11 protein-coding genes are annotated in these 14,200 nt (G+C 51.1%); 5 read left to right on the forward strand and 6 right to left on the reverse strand.

Translation table 11 applies throughout. From position 1 onward, the window contains the following. Window positions 1-10 precede the first annotated feature (10 nt). From ACLBVC_RS19085 to ACLBVC_RS19100, 4 genes are read right to left on the reverse strand one after another with little or no spacing between them, the layout of a single operon-like run. The gene (locus ACLBVC_RS19085) at window positions 11-2,032 is read right to left on the reverse strand and encodes a heparinase II/III domain-containing protein (protein ID WP_410150927.1); all 2,022 of its coding nucleotides are present in this window, start codon (window positions 2,030-2,032) and stop codon (window positions 11-13) included. Window positions 2,033-2,051: 19 nt separating this feature from the next. Further along, window positions 2,052-3,272 carry an alginate lyase family protein gene (locus ACLBVC_RS19090; protein WP_410150928.1) on the reverse strand — a complete coding sequence of 407 codons (1,221 nt, stop codon included), beginning with the start codon at window positions 3,270-3,272 and terminating at the stop codon, window positions 2,052-2,054. A gap of 46 nt (window positions 3,273-3,318) precedes the next feature. Continuing rightward, entirely contained in the window at window positions 3,319-4,077 is a 759-nt protein-coding gene (locus ACLBVC_RS19095; RefSeq protein ID WP_410150929.1) for an oligogalacturonate-specific porin KdgM family protein, read from the reverse strand. A gap of 49 nt (window positions 4,078-4,126) precedes the next feature. Further along, the gene (locus tag ACLBVC_RS19100) at window positions 4,127-5,416 is read right to left on the reverse strand and encodes an MFS transporter (RefSeq protein WP_410150930.1); all 1,290 of its coding nucleotides are present in this window, start codon (window positions 5,414-5,416) and stop codon (window positions 4,127-4,129) included. A gap of 387 nt (window positions 5,417-5,803) precedes the next feature. Between ACLBVC_RS19100 and ACLBVC_RS19105 the strand changes: the two genes are divergently transcribed. After that, complete coding sequence (locus ACLBVC_RS19105) at window positions 5,804-6,274, forward strand: YehS family protein (protein WP_410150931.1); 471 nt, start codon at window positions 5,804-5,806, stop codon at window positions 6,272-6,274. Window positions 6,275-6,569: 295 nt separating this feature from the next. Then, window positions 6,570-7,973 (forward strand): carbohydrate porin, encoded by a 1,404-nt coding sequence (locus ACLBVC_RS19110; RefSeq protein ID WP_410150932.1) that lies wholly within the window; start codon window positions 6,570-6,572, stop codon window positions 7,971-7,973. A gap of 74 nt (window positions 7,974-8,047) precedes the next feature. Here ACLBVC_RS19110 and fadE read toward each other — a convergent pair whose 3' ends face one another. After that, the gene (gene fadE / locus ACLBVC_RS19115; RefSeq protein ID WP_410150933.1) at window positions 8,048-10,516 is read right to left on the reverse strand and encodes an acyl-CoA dehydrogenase FadE; all 2,469 of its coding nucleotides are present in this window, start codon (window positions 10,514-10,516) and stop codon (window positions 8,048-8,050) included. A gap of 268 nt (window positions 10,517-10,784) precedes the next feature. Between fadE and lpcA the strand changes: the two genes are divergently transcribed. Together lpcA and ACLBVC_RS19125 are read left to right on the forward strand one after the other, a co-directional pair. Continuing rightward, window positions 10,785-11,366, forward strand: coding sequence for a D-sedoheptulose 7-phosphate isomerase (lpcA, locus tag ACLBVC_RS19120; RefSeq protein WP_101079792.1), 582 nt, complete (start codon window positions 10,785-10,787; stop codon window positions 11,364-11,366). A gap of 26 nt (window positions 11,367-11,392) precedes the next feature. Beyond that, window positions 11,393-12,160, forward strand: coding sequence for a class II glutamine amidotransferase (locus ACLBVC_RS19125; protein WP_101079791.1), 768 nt, complete (start codon window positions 11,393-11,395; stop codon window positions 12,158-12,160). On the opposite strand, the gene dpaA is transcribed toward ACLBVC_RS19125, so the two are convergent. Then, window positions 12,131-12,856, reverse strand: coding sequence for a peptidoglycan meso-diaminopimelic acid protein amidase (dpaA, locus tag ACLBVC_RS19130; RefSeq protein WP_410150934.1), 726 nt, complete (start codon window positions 12,854-12,856; stop codon window positions 12,131-12,133). The genes ACLBVC_RS19125 and dpaA overlap by 30 nt on opposite strands. Window positions 12,857-13,137: 281 nt before the next feature. Here dpaA and dinB point away from each other — a divergent pair, with 281 nt between their 5' ends. After that, window positions 13,138-14,196, forward strand: a complete 1,059-nt coding sequence (gene dinB / locus ACLBVC_RS19135) for a DNA polymerase IV (protein WP_410150935.1) — start codon at window positions 13,138-13,140, stop codon at window positions 14,194-14,196. Window positions 14,197-14,200: the final 4 nt, after the last annotated feature.

Genomic DNA, 14,200 nt, shown 5'->3' on the forward strand with positions numbered 1-14,200 from the left:
TTTGCCCCTTTTACTTCGCCGCGACGATGATTTCCGGCACGCTGTTTTCTTCCCCCAAAGCCACACTGATCGATATTTTCTCCAACCTGTTCAGGGCGGAGATTTTCAACGTCTGGCCGTCATCGGTCATGGTCACCTTATCCAGCCGTTTTTCGCCGGACAAATCGTACAGCGCAACCAGTAAAATCTGTGGCTGATGGCTTCTCGCCATCAGATAACTCAGGAGATGAGACGGCGGGTTTCCCGGCGCTTTTCCCTGAAAAACGTCTCCCCCGCCGTACAGCCAGACGGAAAATGCCCCGGTCTGCGTGGCAAAAAGGTGTGGCAATACACCCGTCAGTGGCCGGGTACTGATGTCCGCCATACCGTGCAGTGGCCCGGCAGGAGAAAACTGTACGCCGGTATACGGGTAAGCGCTCAGCGCTTCGGCACTGGCGTGTAAGATCCAGTCAACCTGCTGGCGGTGAGGGTTTGAAACTTGCGTCACGTCGAGAATGATGTCGCCCGCCATCAGTAAACGGCGGCGATAGAAAACATCCTGATAGGCGGCGCTGTCCCATTTTATCTGCGTCAAACTGTCGGGCATGATGGCCGGGGTTGACCAGTCAACGCAGACATCTAGGTATTGCATTTGGGAAGTCATGTGCCACTGCAAAACTCGGGGGATTGCAGGTGGCTGGTTGGCCTGATTGATGCAAATTGTATTGTGCGTGGCGCTGTTTTTGTAATACCCCTCGTGTAACGGCACACCATAACCGGTTGTGCCCAAATCAGGGAAGATCTCATTCCCGTGATTGAACAGCAGGATCCCCAGCCGGTCGTAGTGATCGTGTTCGCCACCGTAAGGCGAGTGTTTCACCAGAAACGCCCGCTGGCTGGCGGCATCGCGCATGACCGTTAAGCCTGCGCCGGGGTCGTGGAACGGCGTCACCGGGGGCAGATTTCCCTGTTCCGGGGGCAATTGTTTTACGCCATAAAGCAGGGCATCAAGGTTTTCCCGCGATTGATGCTGATAAATAATATGCAGTGCTTCAGCGTAAATCGGCTCACCGGCGTGCCGGTAAGCAAATTCGTAGAGATCGCTGTGGGTCAGTTTTTCCTGGCCGGTGGTGCAGTCATTCAGACGGGGCGTCGTACCGTCCGGCATCAGTAAAGCCAGCGGCAATGTCAGCATCTGCCGGTAATGTGGCAAATCCAGCAAACTGTAAGGCGTGTTTCTCGCCAGTTTCTCGAAGGCAAAAAAGCCCTGCAACGCGTAAAAATGATAATGCAGCGAACCTTCAAACCATAACCCGCCCGGCAGCAGGGCGTGCTCAAGCTGATAACGCAATCCGTAAGGGCTGTTGACGGCGAAATCCAGGTACCGGGGCTCGTCAATGACGACGCCGATCACGCCAAGGGTTGCGCTGATTTTCACTTCATGATTATGCAACTGTTTGTGGCGGTGACGCATCAGAAACTCCGCTCCTTCGCGCAGCAGGCGGGTTTCAATCAGCGTGCGCTGGTCAGCCGAAAGCGCATCGCGGACAAAATCATAGCCCAGCGCCAGTTGCAGATGGCAATTGGCTTCACAAAGTGTTTGCGCATTGGCTTTGCCGGGGCCGTTGTAGGGGATGCCGCCATGTTCCTGATAATCCGGATAATAACGGGCATAAGTCAGCAGCAACGCACTGACTTTTTCCAGATATCGTGTTTCACCGGTCAATTGCCAGAGTAATCCCAGCTCCTGACAGGCCTTGGCATTCAGGCCATTTAGCCAGCGCCACCACGCGCCATCGTAGGGTTCGCCCTGAAACAGATGGCCGTCCTCCGGGCAACGGTGAGTTTTTGGCGAGTCATAGCGCCACTCCAGACGCACGCCATGCTGCGGGCAATAATAGTAATGATTCCAGGTGGCGAGCGCGGTTTCCTGAACCACCAGCGGGTGATTCAGGACAACGGCATTCTCCTTTTCCAGCATGTTAATAACGTGCTGAAATTCCGGTAACCGTTCGCGAATTTCCTGCATCTGGTCGGGGCTGAATTGCTTCATCAGGAGACGGTCCTTGTCTTCAGCGCACCAGCGGTGCAGTGATGGTTAACAGATTAATGTTATCAGGATAGGCCACAGACAATTGTTGTGCCCTCTCGTGAAACAGGACATTTTGCGGATAAGCGTGCGCCGCTGCGAGCATATTGCCGAGTGCTTCCTCAGGTTCGAATTTCAGCTCCGGGAAGGGCCATTCAGCCGGTTTATCCAGAAACTGCGCCGGGACGGTCAGAGCTTGTTCCAGCCGGTGATCGTCGATAGCTGAGTTCCATAAATCCACGCCCGTCAGTTCGCCGTAACGTGCCAGACGCTGAAATGCCGACAGGGCGAATTGCGTGTAATGCCAGGAGCGTGTGCGTTCGATTTCCGCCGTCAGGTACCCCTGCCGGTCAATTTGTGCAGTCAGATGGCGCAGCATCGCGACGCGCATTTGTTGTTTTGCGACATCGGGGTGGTCGCTGAATAACGAAAAGGCCACGACTTGTGCATCATAGAATACCCCGTGATTATTGTGCCAGTTGCCTTCTTCAAAGCCATTATCACTGGTCAGCAGCCACTGAGAAAATGCCCCGTACCAGCGTTTGACGGCCTGATAATCCGCTTCACTTAAGGTATCTGCCGGGCGGATAAGTTCGATGCTGTCCATCACGTCAATCAATACGCGGCTGTCAATGATGCCGATGCCCCGGCCATCTACAACACCCGGAATCGCCTGTGCATAGGCCATATTCGGGTTCATTTGCGTCTGATCATTGATAAACCAGACGCGTGCCATTTCCGCGGCTTTGGCGGCATACGTTTTGTTGCCTGAAAAGAAATAGGCTAAGCCGAGCACGCGCATGTCATCGGCGAAACGGACTAATCGCTTGCTGTCCGTGGCGTCGGTTTTGCTTTCAGGGTTGGTTTTACCGTCCTGACGGATATACGGCAGATGGCTGGCCGTATTCGGGTTCGGCCACCAGTAAGGCCCGAAACTGTAATAATCATGTTTATCCCCGGAGGCGGGCAACAGCGTTTTCCGGGTGACACTCAGCGAAGGTTCCTTTAGCGCTTTGTCTGCCGCTGCCAGTAATGCCTGATATGCCGGTAACAACGGGCTATTTTTCTCCGTAATCTGAGAACGGGTTTGAGCCAGCGTGGTGGCATCGTAGGTGAAGTAGCGTGAAGGTGCTGCATGGGATAACCCGCCGCATACGAAAAGCAGCGCCGGGAGTGTGCGTATCATCAGGTTTAATTTATTCATTTGGGTTACTCATTTTGTTTATCATCAATTCTAAATCGCCCGGCCATTACAGATTGAATGTAATACCGATGCGGTAACGAGATTCGGCTTTGTTGCCTTCGCCGTCGTAATAGCCTGTTTTATCCAGATAGTCGTATTCGACATAATTGCTGACGGTGTTATTCCATTTATAGCGCACAGTGAAGGCATTTTCTGTAGACCAGGATTTCCCATTTTTATATTCATAGTCCGCGCTGGTGTGACGATAAACGGTTCCCTGGTAATTCAGGCTCCACGTGGCATTTATTTTGTAACCCAGATATAAATCCAAACGATTGACGCTGTCACGATGTAGTTCGCTGTCCGTATTTTTTGTTTCATAGTCGTTATAATCATACCGATAGCGCAATCCTGAATTCAGATTGTCACTTATTTTATAATTCAGACGAATATAAGGACGAAGCTGTGTTCCGTTAGTACTCCAGTGAAGTATTCCTCCGGGTTGTAAGCTCCATTTATCGTTCAGTTTATAGGTGTAATTGGTTTCGATTTCATTATAGTCGGTGGCAATATCACCTAAAGAGTGTGAACTGTCGATTTTATCTGTGCCATTAGCGCCGCGTCCGTTATTTTTATTGTTCTTATTATCGGTTTCCATACTGGCCCACCAGCCGCTTTTCCAACTCTGGCTGACTTTAAACCGGGATTCATAAATATGGCTGGCGGCTTTATATCCGCCCCGAATATCTAAAGTAACGGCGTGGCTAAATAATGGTAATAGGGTGACCAGACCACAGGCAAAGCGCAGTGGCGATTTGATATTCATATCAAAGTCCTTATTATTTTTAATTTTTTACGAACAGTTTTGTTTCAGATTAATGCGTTTCAATCCCTGTACGGGCAAATGAAGAGGGAGTTTTTATCGGATCGCGAACCAGCATCCACAAGAAAAATGCACCAATGAGGTCAAAGAACCCTAAGCCAACAAAGAAGGCGGTATAGCCTACGGTGGCGACTGTCGCCCCAAGGAACAGCGAGAACAGGAAGTTTCCTGTGCCCCCCGAAAGTGCCGCAAATCCGGTCACCGTACCCACTTCATTTTTGTTGAAAAGATCTGCTGACATGGTGATCACGGTGATGGAAAGACACTGATGTGCAAAGCCTGCCATGCAAAACAGCGCAATCGCGATGTAGACATTGCTAACCAATCCGACGCCTGCCATGGACAACATCAGTACGGCGGCAAAGGTAAACGTGATACGGCGGGCATTGATGATGGAAACCCCGCGTGCATTTAATATCCTGCACATAAAGCCTGAGAACATGCAGCCAAAGTCAGAGGCGAGGAAGGGGAGCCAGGCAAAAATCGCAATTTCATGCAAATCCATATGGCGCACCGTCACAAGATATAACGGCATCCAGTAATGTAATGTTCCCCACGCTGGATCCGCCATAAAACGGGGCAGGGATATGCCCCAGAGATTGCGGTTCCCCAGCATTTCTTTTAAGGGAGTACGACGTGGTTTTACGGTTTGGTTATTAACTGTTTCCTGTCCGTCATGGATATAGTTAATTTCTTCCTGCGTCATGGATTTATGTTTTTCGGGTGACTGATAAAACACCAGCCACATAATGACCCATATCAACCCGACAGCCCCGGTAATCACAAACGACATTTCCCAGTTATATTCTAATATTGCCCATACAACTAAAGGTGGTGCCAGCATTGCGCCAAGGGATGTGCCGGTGCTGTATAATCCACAGGCAATTCCGCGTTCTTTTGCCGGGAACCATTCGGCGACAACTTTCATTCCACCCGGATTTGCAGTGGATTCTGCCACGCCCATTAATCCGCGCAGAAACGCTAAAGGTTGCCAGGAACCTGCAAAGCCGTGAGCCATATTAAAGAGTGACCAGGCCACTGCGAAAACGGCAAATCCCACTTTTAAACCTATTATATCGATAATATAACCGACGACCGGAGCACCTAACGCATAGGTAGCCTGAAATGCACTTACGATGTAAGAGTATTCCTGCTGGCTGATCCCCAGATCTTTAATTAAAGTGGGCGCTGCCACCCCAAGTGCGCTGCGTGATAAATAATTGGTGATAGTGCCCAGCGTCACTAACGCTATTATCCACCACCGAAGTCCTTTGATTTTCATGTGCCATCCTGCATTTGGTAAGTTATTTGAATTGTCAGTTTCATATAAATGAAACGGTGTTTTAGTATTGGCTTGTTGTGCGGTTTAGGCAACAGAAAGTAATGTGAGCTATCTCAAATTAAATTAGATCTATTGAGGTGATGAATTATTAATTTTCATTTGGATTCTATATATATGCACTAAACTAAGACGGAGAGGTTAGATTGGCTCTGGCAAGAAGGGCGCGGAGAAATCGCAGATTTTCCCTCCGCAAGCGGGAAACTGCGAAATTTGCCACAATTAACAGGCGACCCGCGCGCGCAGCCTTGTATAATGCCCGCCTTCGAGGTGCGTAGGGGTAAACCCGGTGGCATTTCCTCGGTTTACTTTTAACAGGAATACAGAATTATGATGCATAACCATGTTTTGCGCAGTGTGCGCTACATGCTGGATTTGAGCGAAGGCCAGGTCATTGAGATCCTCAAAACCACCGGCACGCCGGTCAGCCCTGAAGTGATGTCCCGTTATCTGAAAAAAGAAGACGAAGAAGGCTATATGGAAGTGCCGGACGAAGTGATGGCCAACTTCCTCAACGGGCTGATTGTGTTCAAACGCGGTAAAGACGATCGCTTCCCGGCACCGGAAGTGGAGAAGCGTCTGACCAACAACATCATGCTGAAAAAACTGCGCGTGGCGTTTGAACTGAAGACCGAAGACATGATTGCTGTACTGACCTCGGCAGATTTCAAAGTCTCCGAAGGCGAACTGAGCGCATTCTTCCGTAAGGAAGGGCACAAAAACTATCGTCCTTGTGGCGATCAGGTTCTGCGTTATTTCCTGAAAGGACTGACCGCGAAGATTCGTCCTAAGAAAAGTTAATCTGTAAACATTCGGCTGATAAATATATTCGGCACAATGTATTTGAAATGAATAATAAGCGGGATGCTGTGAATAACAGCACCCCGTTTTTTATGTTTATTGGTTTTGTAAGGATGAAATTTCGTTATTACAGTTTTACTTCACGTTTCCCCGCTTTATTTTTGACAGTTTATTCGGCCAGAATCTATCTTCATTTCTCATTATGAAACCTCCGGGCACTATTTTAATAAAAACAAAACAACGTCGTTAATTGATATCGATGGTTTGATTTTGTATTGAAAAGGATATCGTAATTATGAGAAAGATTAAGACGCTGGCATTATTAGTGGGGATCGCCGTGTCGGGTTCTGCGGTGGCGGCAGGCTCTTCAGCCAGTCTTGAAGCCCGTATGGCGCAGCTTGAAGAGCGTCTTCAGCTGGCGGAAGCCCGCGCAGAATCGGCAGAAAAACAAATCCAGCAGCTGAAAAAACAGGATGTGAAGCGCGAACAGGAAATTGCCAGCGTGAAAGAATCCACACCGGTAGAAGTAAAAACTGACGGTATATCGAAGGACAAATTATTAACGCTGAATGGTTTCGATAATCTGAAATTATACGGTGACGTAGAATTTAACGTTGATGGCGCAAGCCGCAGCGGGCAATTAATCTCTGCGAAAAATGGCGATGATAATAAATGGAATGGCGGCAATGAACGCTGGGATGTGAATGGCCGTTTGCTGATCGGGCTGGATGGTTATCGCCGGAATGACAAAGGGCAATTCTCCGGGTTCTCCGTGCAACCGACCGCTGATTTAAACGGTTCAATGAATGTCGATGATGCCGCCTTCTTCTTCGGTAAAGAACAAAACTGGATGGCAAAAATCGGTCGCTTTGAAGCCTACGATATGTTCCCGCTGAATCAGGATACGTTCATAGAATACTCCGGGAATACCGCCAACGATCTCTACGCCGACGGCTACGGCTATGTGTACATGATGAAAGAAGGGCGCGGACGCAGTGACAGCGGCGGTAACATTCTGCTTAATAAAACGCTCGGCAACTGGTACTTCGAACTCAATACGCTGATGGAAAACGGAACGTCGCTGTTTGCCGATCAGAACTACCACGGCAACAAACTGGAACAGGATAAAAACGTTGCGTATCTGCGACCAATTATTGCCTGGAAAGGGGATGCGTTCTCGGTTGCTGCGGCGATGGAAACTAACATCGTTAACAACGCTTACGGCTATAAAAACGATCAGGGCGAAACCATTGATCAGTCCAAACGTAACGGTTACGGCATGACCATGACCTGGAACGGGCAGAAAGCGGATCCGGAAAACGGCATTGTCGCGAACCTGAGTACGGCGTACATGGACGCCTCCGACGAGAAAGATTTCACGGTCGGCACCAATGCGTTGTGGAAAAACATCGAGCTGGGTTACATCTACGCGCACAACCGCATTGAAGAGTTTAATGCCAACGGTTTACGGCCAATGAATAATGAAAACGCCGGTGATGACTGGTTCAACGAGCCGGGCAGCTACGATATTCATACCATTCACGCCAGTTATCTCATCCCGAACGTGATGGACATGAAGAACTTCAATGTCTATCTGGGCGCGTACGTGTCGATGCTGGAAGCGGATAAACATTACAGCAACGATAATGACAGCGATCAGCGGTACGGCGGCCGTGTAAGATTCAAGTATTACTTCTGATTACCCGTCATCCGGAAATGAAAAAGCCTGAGTGCGTAAACACTCAGGCTTTTTTTAACCGTGAATTTTAAGGATTAAGCGGCTTCGGTATGGCGCGGTTTGGCGTCATCCTTTTTTGCGCTTTCTTCCTCCACGTCCTGCTTTTTCGCGGCCAGTTCGTGTGGCTCAAAATCATCGACGTTAATGGAACGCAGACGGCTTTCCTCCGCACGGCTGAGGATCCGCGCATCGTCGGCGCTCAGATGACCGGCATCCAGACCTTTTTGCGCCAGAATATCCAGACGGGTGAACGGCAGTTTTTTACCCATCGCATCGCAGAGACGTTTATGCACCGGCTCGGCGGCCAATATATCCAGCAACGCTTCTTCCAGCAGCCCGACCGGGTTGTGCTCGCTTGGCGTCAGATACTGACCACGACCAATGCGGCTGCGGGTCGCAGAAGGCACCTGCAGAATGCGCGCCAGTTCGTGATCCAGACGATCCGACGGGGCTGCGTGCGAACGGCCCAGCGGGAAAATCACCAGGCGCATCACGCCCGCCACAAACGCATTCGGGAAGTTACGCAGCAGGTCGTCGATAGCCACTTCGGCCTGATGCAGACAATCCTGCACGCCCCAGTGAACCAGCGGTAAATCGGCCTCGTTGCAACCTTCTTCATCAAAGCGTTTCAGGGTCGCCGTCGCCAGATACATCTGGCTGAGGATATCGCCGAGACGGGCGGAAATACGTTCGCGACGTTTCAGGCTGCCGCCCAGCACGCCCATCGACACGTCAGCCAGCAGCGCGAGGTTCGCGCTCAGACGGTTAATGTGCTGGTAATAACGCGCGGTTTTATCGTTAACCGGCGTATCGCTGGTGCGGCCGTTGGTCAGACCGAGCCAGAAGCTGCGCACTTTGTTGCTGCCTACGTGGCCGATATGCCCGAACAGCGCGCGGTCAAAATCGTCCAGATCGTTTTTCTCAGCCGCCGCCATTTCACGCAGAACGTAAGGATGGCAACGGATAGCACCCTGACCGAAGATGATCATGCTGCGGGTCAGAATGTTGGCGCCTTCCACGGTGATGGCAATCGGCGCGCCCTGATAGGTTCGGGCCACGAAGTTGCTTTTACCGAGCATGATGCCTTTACCGCCGGTGATGTCCATCGCGTCCATCACGGCGCGCTGACCACGGTGGGTACAGTGATATTTCACAATCGCCGAGAGCACCGCCGGTTTTTCACCGAGCATAATGCCGTTGGTGATGAGCGTTGCAGCGGCGTCCATCACATAAGCGTTACCGGCAATACGCGCCAGCGGTTCTTCGATGCCTTCCATTTTACCGATAGGCAGTTTGAACTGACGGCGAATGTACGCGTAAGCGCCGGTCGCCATCGCCAGTGATTTCAGGCTGCCGGTGGAGTTAGACGGCAGGGTAATGCCGCGGCCCACGGACAGACATTCCACCAGCATACGCCAGCCCTGACCGGCCATTTTCGGGCCACCGATGATGTAATCGATTGGAACGAAAATATCGTTACCGCGCGTCGGACCGTTCTGGAAAGGCACGTTCAGCGGGAAGTGGCGGTGGCCGATTTCCACGCCTTTAGTGTCCGTTGGGATCAGCGCACAGGTAATGCCCAGATCCGTTTCACTGCCGAGCAGATGGTCCGGGTCCTTCAGTTTGAATGCCAGACCGAGCACGGTAGCGATTGGTGCGAGCGTGATGTAACGCTTGTTCCAGGTCAGGCGCATGCCGAGCACTTCTTTGCCCTGCCACTGGCCTTTACAGACGATACCGAAATCAGGGATCGCACCGGCATCGGACCCGGCTTCCGGGCTGGTCAGTGCGAAACACGGAATTTCCAGACCCTGCGCCAGACGCGGCAAGTAATGGTCTTTTTGTTCTTCAGTGCCGTAATGTTGGAGTAATTCGCCCGGGCCGAGGGAGTTTGGCACGCCGACGGTGATCGCCAGAATCCCGGACACACCGGCCAGTTTCTGTAACACGCGGGCCTGAGCGTAAGCGGAGAATTCCAGACCGCCGTACTCTTTCTTAATGATCATCGCGAAGAAGCGGTGTTCTTTCAGGTACGCCCACAGCTCCGGCGGCAAGTCGGCCAGTTCATGCGTGATCTCAAAGTCATTCGCCATGCGGCAGGCTTCTTCCACCGGGCCGTCGATAAAGCGTTGCTCTTCTTCGGTCAGGTGTTGTTCAGGGTAATCCTGCAATTTCTTCCAGTCCGGCTTGCCGCCGAACAGATCGCCTTCCCACCAGGTGGTACCGGCTTCAATCGCTTCTTTTTCCGTGCGTGACATTGCGGGCATCACTTTACGGAAGGTGCGAAGTGCAGGCGCAGAGAACAATGCGCGGCGCAGTGCGGGCACATTGAATGGCAGCAGGATAATCGCCAGCGGCAGTAACAGCCACAGCGTCCACAGATGAATAGCGCCCATGACAGCGGTAAATGCCAGTAAAATCAGGCTGCTAAAGGCAAGATTGACCTTGTGATAGAACAACACACCAAGGATCACGACAAATGCAACAATGCTAAGAACCATCATAGTAAAGCTCCTGAGTAGTAGGAGGTCTGACCTGTTGTAGGGATACAATGGTTGTAGTTCATGCTCATTTCTTTATCAATGTGTTTACATACTAATTACAACGCAGCTCACAAACCGGCCGCACGAAGCGTCAAAAACGGAAACTATAAGAATCATTACCGCTTCTTGGCTTCTCGCTGTTTCGGCTTTCCGTTAAACTGCTCAGCGGAAAGTTTTATTGCTATCGGCCAGCCACAGCTGGCTGCAAATGGACATAAAAGAGGCTGCTATGTACCAGGATATTATCCGTACTGAACTGAACGAAGCTGCTGCTACGCTGAATAAATTCATCAGCGATCCGGCAAATATTGAGTCTATTCAACGTGCAGCAGTGCTGCTGGCCGATTCATTCAAGGCGGGCGGGAAAGTGATTTCCTGCGGTAACGGCGGTTCACACTGTGACGCCATGCATTTCGCAGAAGAACTGACCGGCCGCTACCGTGAAAACCGTCCGGGCTACCCGGCGATTGCGATTTCTGACGTCAGCCACATCTCCTGCGTGGGCAACGATTTCGGTTACGAATATATCTTCTCCCGTTATCTGGAAGCCGTGGGTCAGAAAGGCGATGTGCTGCTGGGCATCTCCACTTCCGGCAATTCCGGTAACGTGATCAAAGCGATTGAAGCCGCGCGCGCCAAAGGCATGAAAGTCATTACCCTGACCGGTAAAGACGGCGGTAAAATGGATGGTTCTGCCGACGTGGAAATTCGCGTGCCACACTTTGGCTTCGCTGACCGCGTGCAGGAAATCCACATTAAAGTGATCCATATTTTAATTCTTCTGATTGAAAAAGAGATGGCGAAGGCGTAATGCCTTTGCTGTAAAGGAGGCGGGAGATGTGCGAATTGCTCGGGATGAGCGCTAACGTTCCAACTGATATTTGCTTCAGTTTCAGTGGATTAGTGCAGCGCGGTGGCGGGACTGGCCCGCATAAAGACGGCTGGGGCATTACCTTCTACGAGGGGAATGGCTGTCGTACTTTTAAAGATCCGATGCCGAGTTTTAATTCGCCTATCGCCCGCCTAGTTCAGGAATACCCGATCAAATCCTGCGCGGTGATTTCCCATATTCGTCAGGCAAACCGTGGCGAAGTGGCGCTGGAAAATACCCATCCGTTTACCCGCGAACTGTGGGGCCATAACTGGACTTACGCGCACAATGGCCAGCTTCGCGGTTACCGCCAGCTGGATACCGGCACGTTGCGTCCGGTCGGGCAAACCGACAGTGAATACGCATTTTGCTGGTTGTTGCATAAACTTACGCAGCGTTATCCGCGCCGCCCGGCCAGCTGGCCGCCGGTGTTCCGGTATATTGCGTCGCTGGCGGATGAGTTACGGCAGAAGGGCGTGTTTAATATGCTGTTATCGGACGGGCATTTTGTGATGGCCTATTGTTCGACCAATCTGCACTGGATCACGCGGCGGGCGCCTTTCGGAAAGGCAACGTTGTTGGATCAGGATGTTGAAATTGATTTTCAGCAGCAGACGACACCGGATGATGTCGTCACCGTGATTGCCACGCAACCGCTGACGGCAAACGAAACCTGGAACAAAATTGCTCCAGGTGAATTCGCATTATTTCACCGGGGCGAACGCCAGCTGTGAAGGCAGCGGGATGTTTGACAACGGTTGCAGCACTTCATATTGCCCGTTAGTCACCACGACGTTCGGTGGCTGATGGTGTTTCTCAAAGTACGCAAAGCCCGGCTGTAGCTGACGCCAGAACGTGATGTAGCTTGAGTTTTTGTGCGACTGCATGTTGGCATCGGTCATCTTGAACGGATAAATGCTGATCTGCACGTTGCGCTGGCCGAACTGGAAGGCCGCCTGCACGTAGGTGAAGATTTCATCCATATAACCGTCAGTCATCGCATAGCAACCGATAGATTTGCAGTTGCCGTGGATCATCAGATACTTACCGGAATAACCCTGCGAGATGTCATAGGCGTTCGGGAAACCGATGTTGATGGCGCGATAAAAGCGGCTGTCCGGTTTCAGGTGGTGAATATCCACGTTGTAGAAACCTTCCGGGCTTTTAAAATCACCTTCGCGACGTTTATTTCCTAAACCGCCAGAAAAATCGCAGATGCCGTAGCTGCCGATCAGACGATATTCGCCGTCGAGCTGCGCATACAATTCGAGTTTACGTTCTTGTTTAAAAATCTGGATATAAACGGGAGCACCTAACAATTGTTTTTTAAGCGCCGCGTTTACCGGGACAGCCTCGCTGGCCACGGCGTAATTTGCTGTAAATAAAGGCAAACTGAGGAGCATCGCAAGAAACAGCGCGATTCTGATCATTCTAAGTCCTGCTCGATAATAATTTTGATTATTTTGTCTACAGATGAACTACCTGTAAGACCGCCACTGATTTTCTTCTAATGTACTGCCTGTCTGAAACGTTGCCATATTAATACTGATTAATTTTTTAGCAATCACCAAATATTGAATTCTCGCTTCAGGAAATGTAAATACTTTCTGATGCCATTAATGGTGATTAATTAAGCCAAATTAACCGTCATTTTCTGTGTTTGAAATCTCCTGATTCAACTGTATACTTATACAGTCATTGGGGGAGGGTTATGCGTAAAATCATTCATGTGGATATGGACTGCTTTTTCGCGGCCGTCGAGATGCGCGATGATCCTTCCCTGCGCGACATTCCTATCGCCATCGGTGGCAGCCGCGACCGGCGTGGCGTCATCAGCACCGCCAATTACCCGGCACGCAAATTCGGCGTACACAGTGCGATGCCGACCGGAATGGCGCTCAAACTTTGCCCGCACCTGAAAGTGATTCCCGGCAGAATGGAGGCGTATAAAGAAGCCTCAAACCACATCCGCGAAATCTTTGCGCGTTATACGCCATTGATCGAACCGCTGTCACTCGACGAAGCTTATCTGGATGTTTCAGAATCGACCCAATGCAATGGCTCCGCAACGTTGATCGCCGCTGAAATCCGTCAGGCGATTTTTGATGAAATTAATCTGACGGCCTCGGCGGGCATTGCACCTATCAAATTTCTGGCAAAAATTGCCTCAGACCTGAATAAACCCAATGGCCAGTTTGTGATTACGCCAGACAAAGTTGAGGCTTTTTTACTGGATCTGCCGCTGAGTAAAATCCCCGGTGTCGGCAAAGTCACCGCCCAGCGATTGCAGGAGCAGGGGCTGATCACCTGCGGCGACGTGCAGCGCTATGATTTAGCGAGGCTGCTTAAGCAGTTCGGCAAATTTGGCCGCGTGCTTTGGGAGCGTTGTCAGGGCATCGACGAACGTGAAATTTCAGCCGAGCGGTTGCGGAAATCGGTCGGTGTTGAACGCACGCTGGCGGAAGATATCCACAGCTGGGAAGAGTGCGTGGCGCTGATCGAAATGTTATATCCTGAATTACAAACCCGCCTGAGCCGTGTCAGCCCGAATTTACGCATCGCACGTCAGGGCGTGAAACTCAAATTCCATGATTTCCAGCAGACCACGCAGGAACACGTCTGGCCGGTGCTGAATAAAGAAGATTTACTGAAAGTGGCGCGTGAAGCGTGGGAACAGCGGCGCGGCGGACGGGGGGTGCGTCTGGTCGGGTTGCATGTCACCTTGCAGGATCCGCAGATAGAGCGGCAGTTGTTATTGCCGTGGGAGTGACTGT

The organism is Rahnella selenatireducens, from assembly GCF_046449555.1.
GTDB lineage: Bacteria > Pseudomonadota > Gammaproteobacteria > Enterobacterales > Enterobacteriaceae > Rahnella > Rahnella selenatireducens.

What these genes read in the sequence shown, in the direction of transcription:
- ACLBVC_RS19125 (WP_101079791.1), top strand. Translation starts at nt 11,393, where the DNA reads ATGTGCGAATTGCTCGGGATGAGCGCTAACGTTCCAACTGATATTTGC.
- ACLBVC_RS19105 (WP_410150931.1), top strand. Translation starts at nt 5,804, where the DNA reads ATGATGCATAACCATGTTTTGCGCAGTGTGCGCTACATGCTGGATTTG.
- dpaA (WP_410150934.1), bottom strand. Translation starts at nt 12,856, where the DNA reads ATGATCAGAATCGCGCTGTTTCTTGCGATGCTCCTCAGTTTGCCTTTA.
- ACLBVC_RS19090 (WP_410150928.1), bottom strand. Translation starts at nt 3,272, where the DNA reads ATGAATAAATTAAACCTGATGATACGCACACTCCCGGCGCTGCTTTTC.
- fadE (WP_410150933.1), bottom strand. Translation starts at nt 10,516, where the DNA reads ATGATGGTTCTTAGCATTGTTGCATTTGTCGTGATCCTTGGTGTGTTG.
- ACLBVC_RS19085 (WP_410150927.1), bottom strand. Translation starts at nt 2,032, where the DNA reads ATGAAGCAATTCAGCCCCGACCAGATGCAGGAAATTCGCGAACGGTTA.
- ACLBVC_RS19100 (WP_410150930.1), bottom strand. Translation starts at nt 5,416, where the DNA reads ATGAAAATCAAAGGACTTCGGTGGTGGATAATAGCGTTAGTGACGCTG.
- lpcA (WP_101079792.1), top strand. Translation starts at nt 10,785, where the DNA reads ATGTACCAGGATATTATCCGTACTGAACTGAACGAAGCTGCTGCTACG.
- ACLBVC_RS19095 (WP_410150929.1), bottom strand. Translation starts at nt 4,077, where the DNA reads ATGAATATCAAATCGCCACTGCGCTTTGCCTGTGGTCTGGTCACCCTA.
- dinB (WP_410150935.1), top strand. Translation starts at nt 13,138, where the DNA reads ATGCGTAAAATCATTCATGTGGATATGGACTGCTTTTTCGCGGCCGTC.
- ACLBVC_RS19110 (WP_410150932.1), top strand. Translation starts at nt 6,570, where the DNA reads ATGAGAAAGATTAAGACGCTGGCATTATTAGTGGGGATCGCCGTGTCG.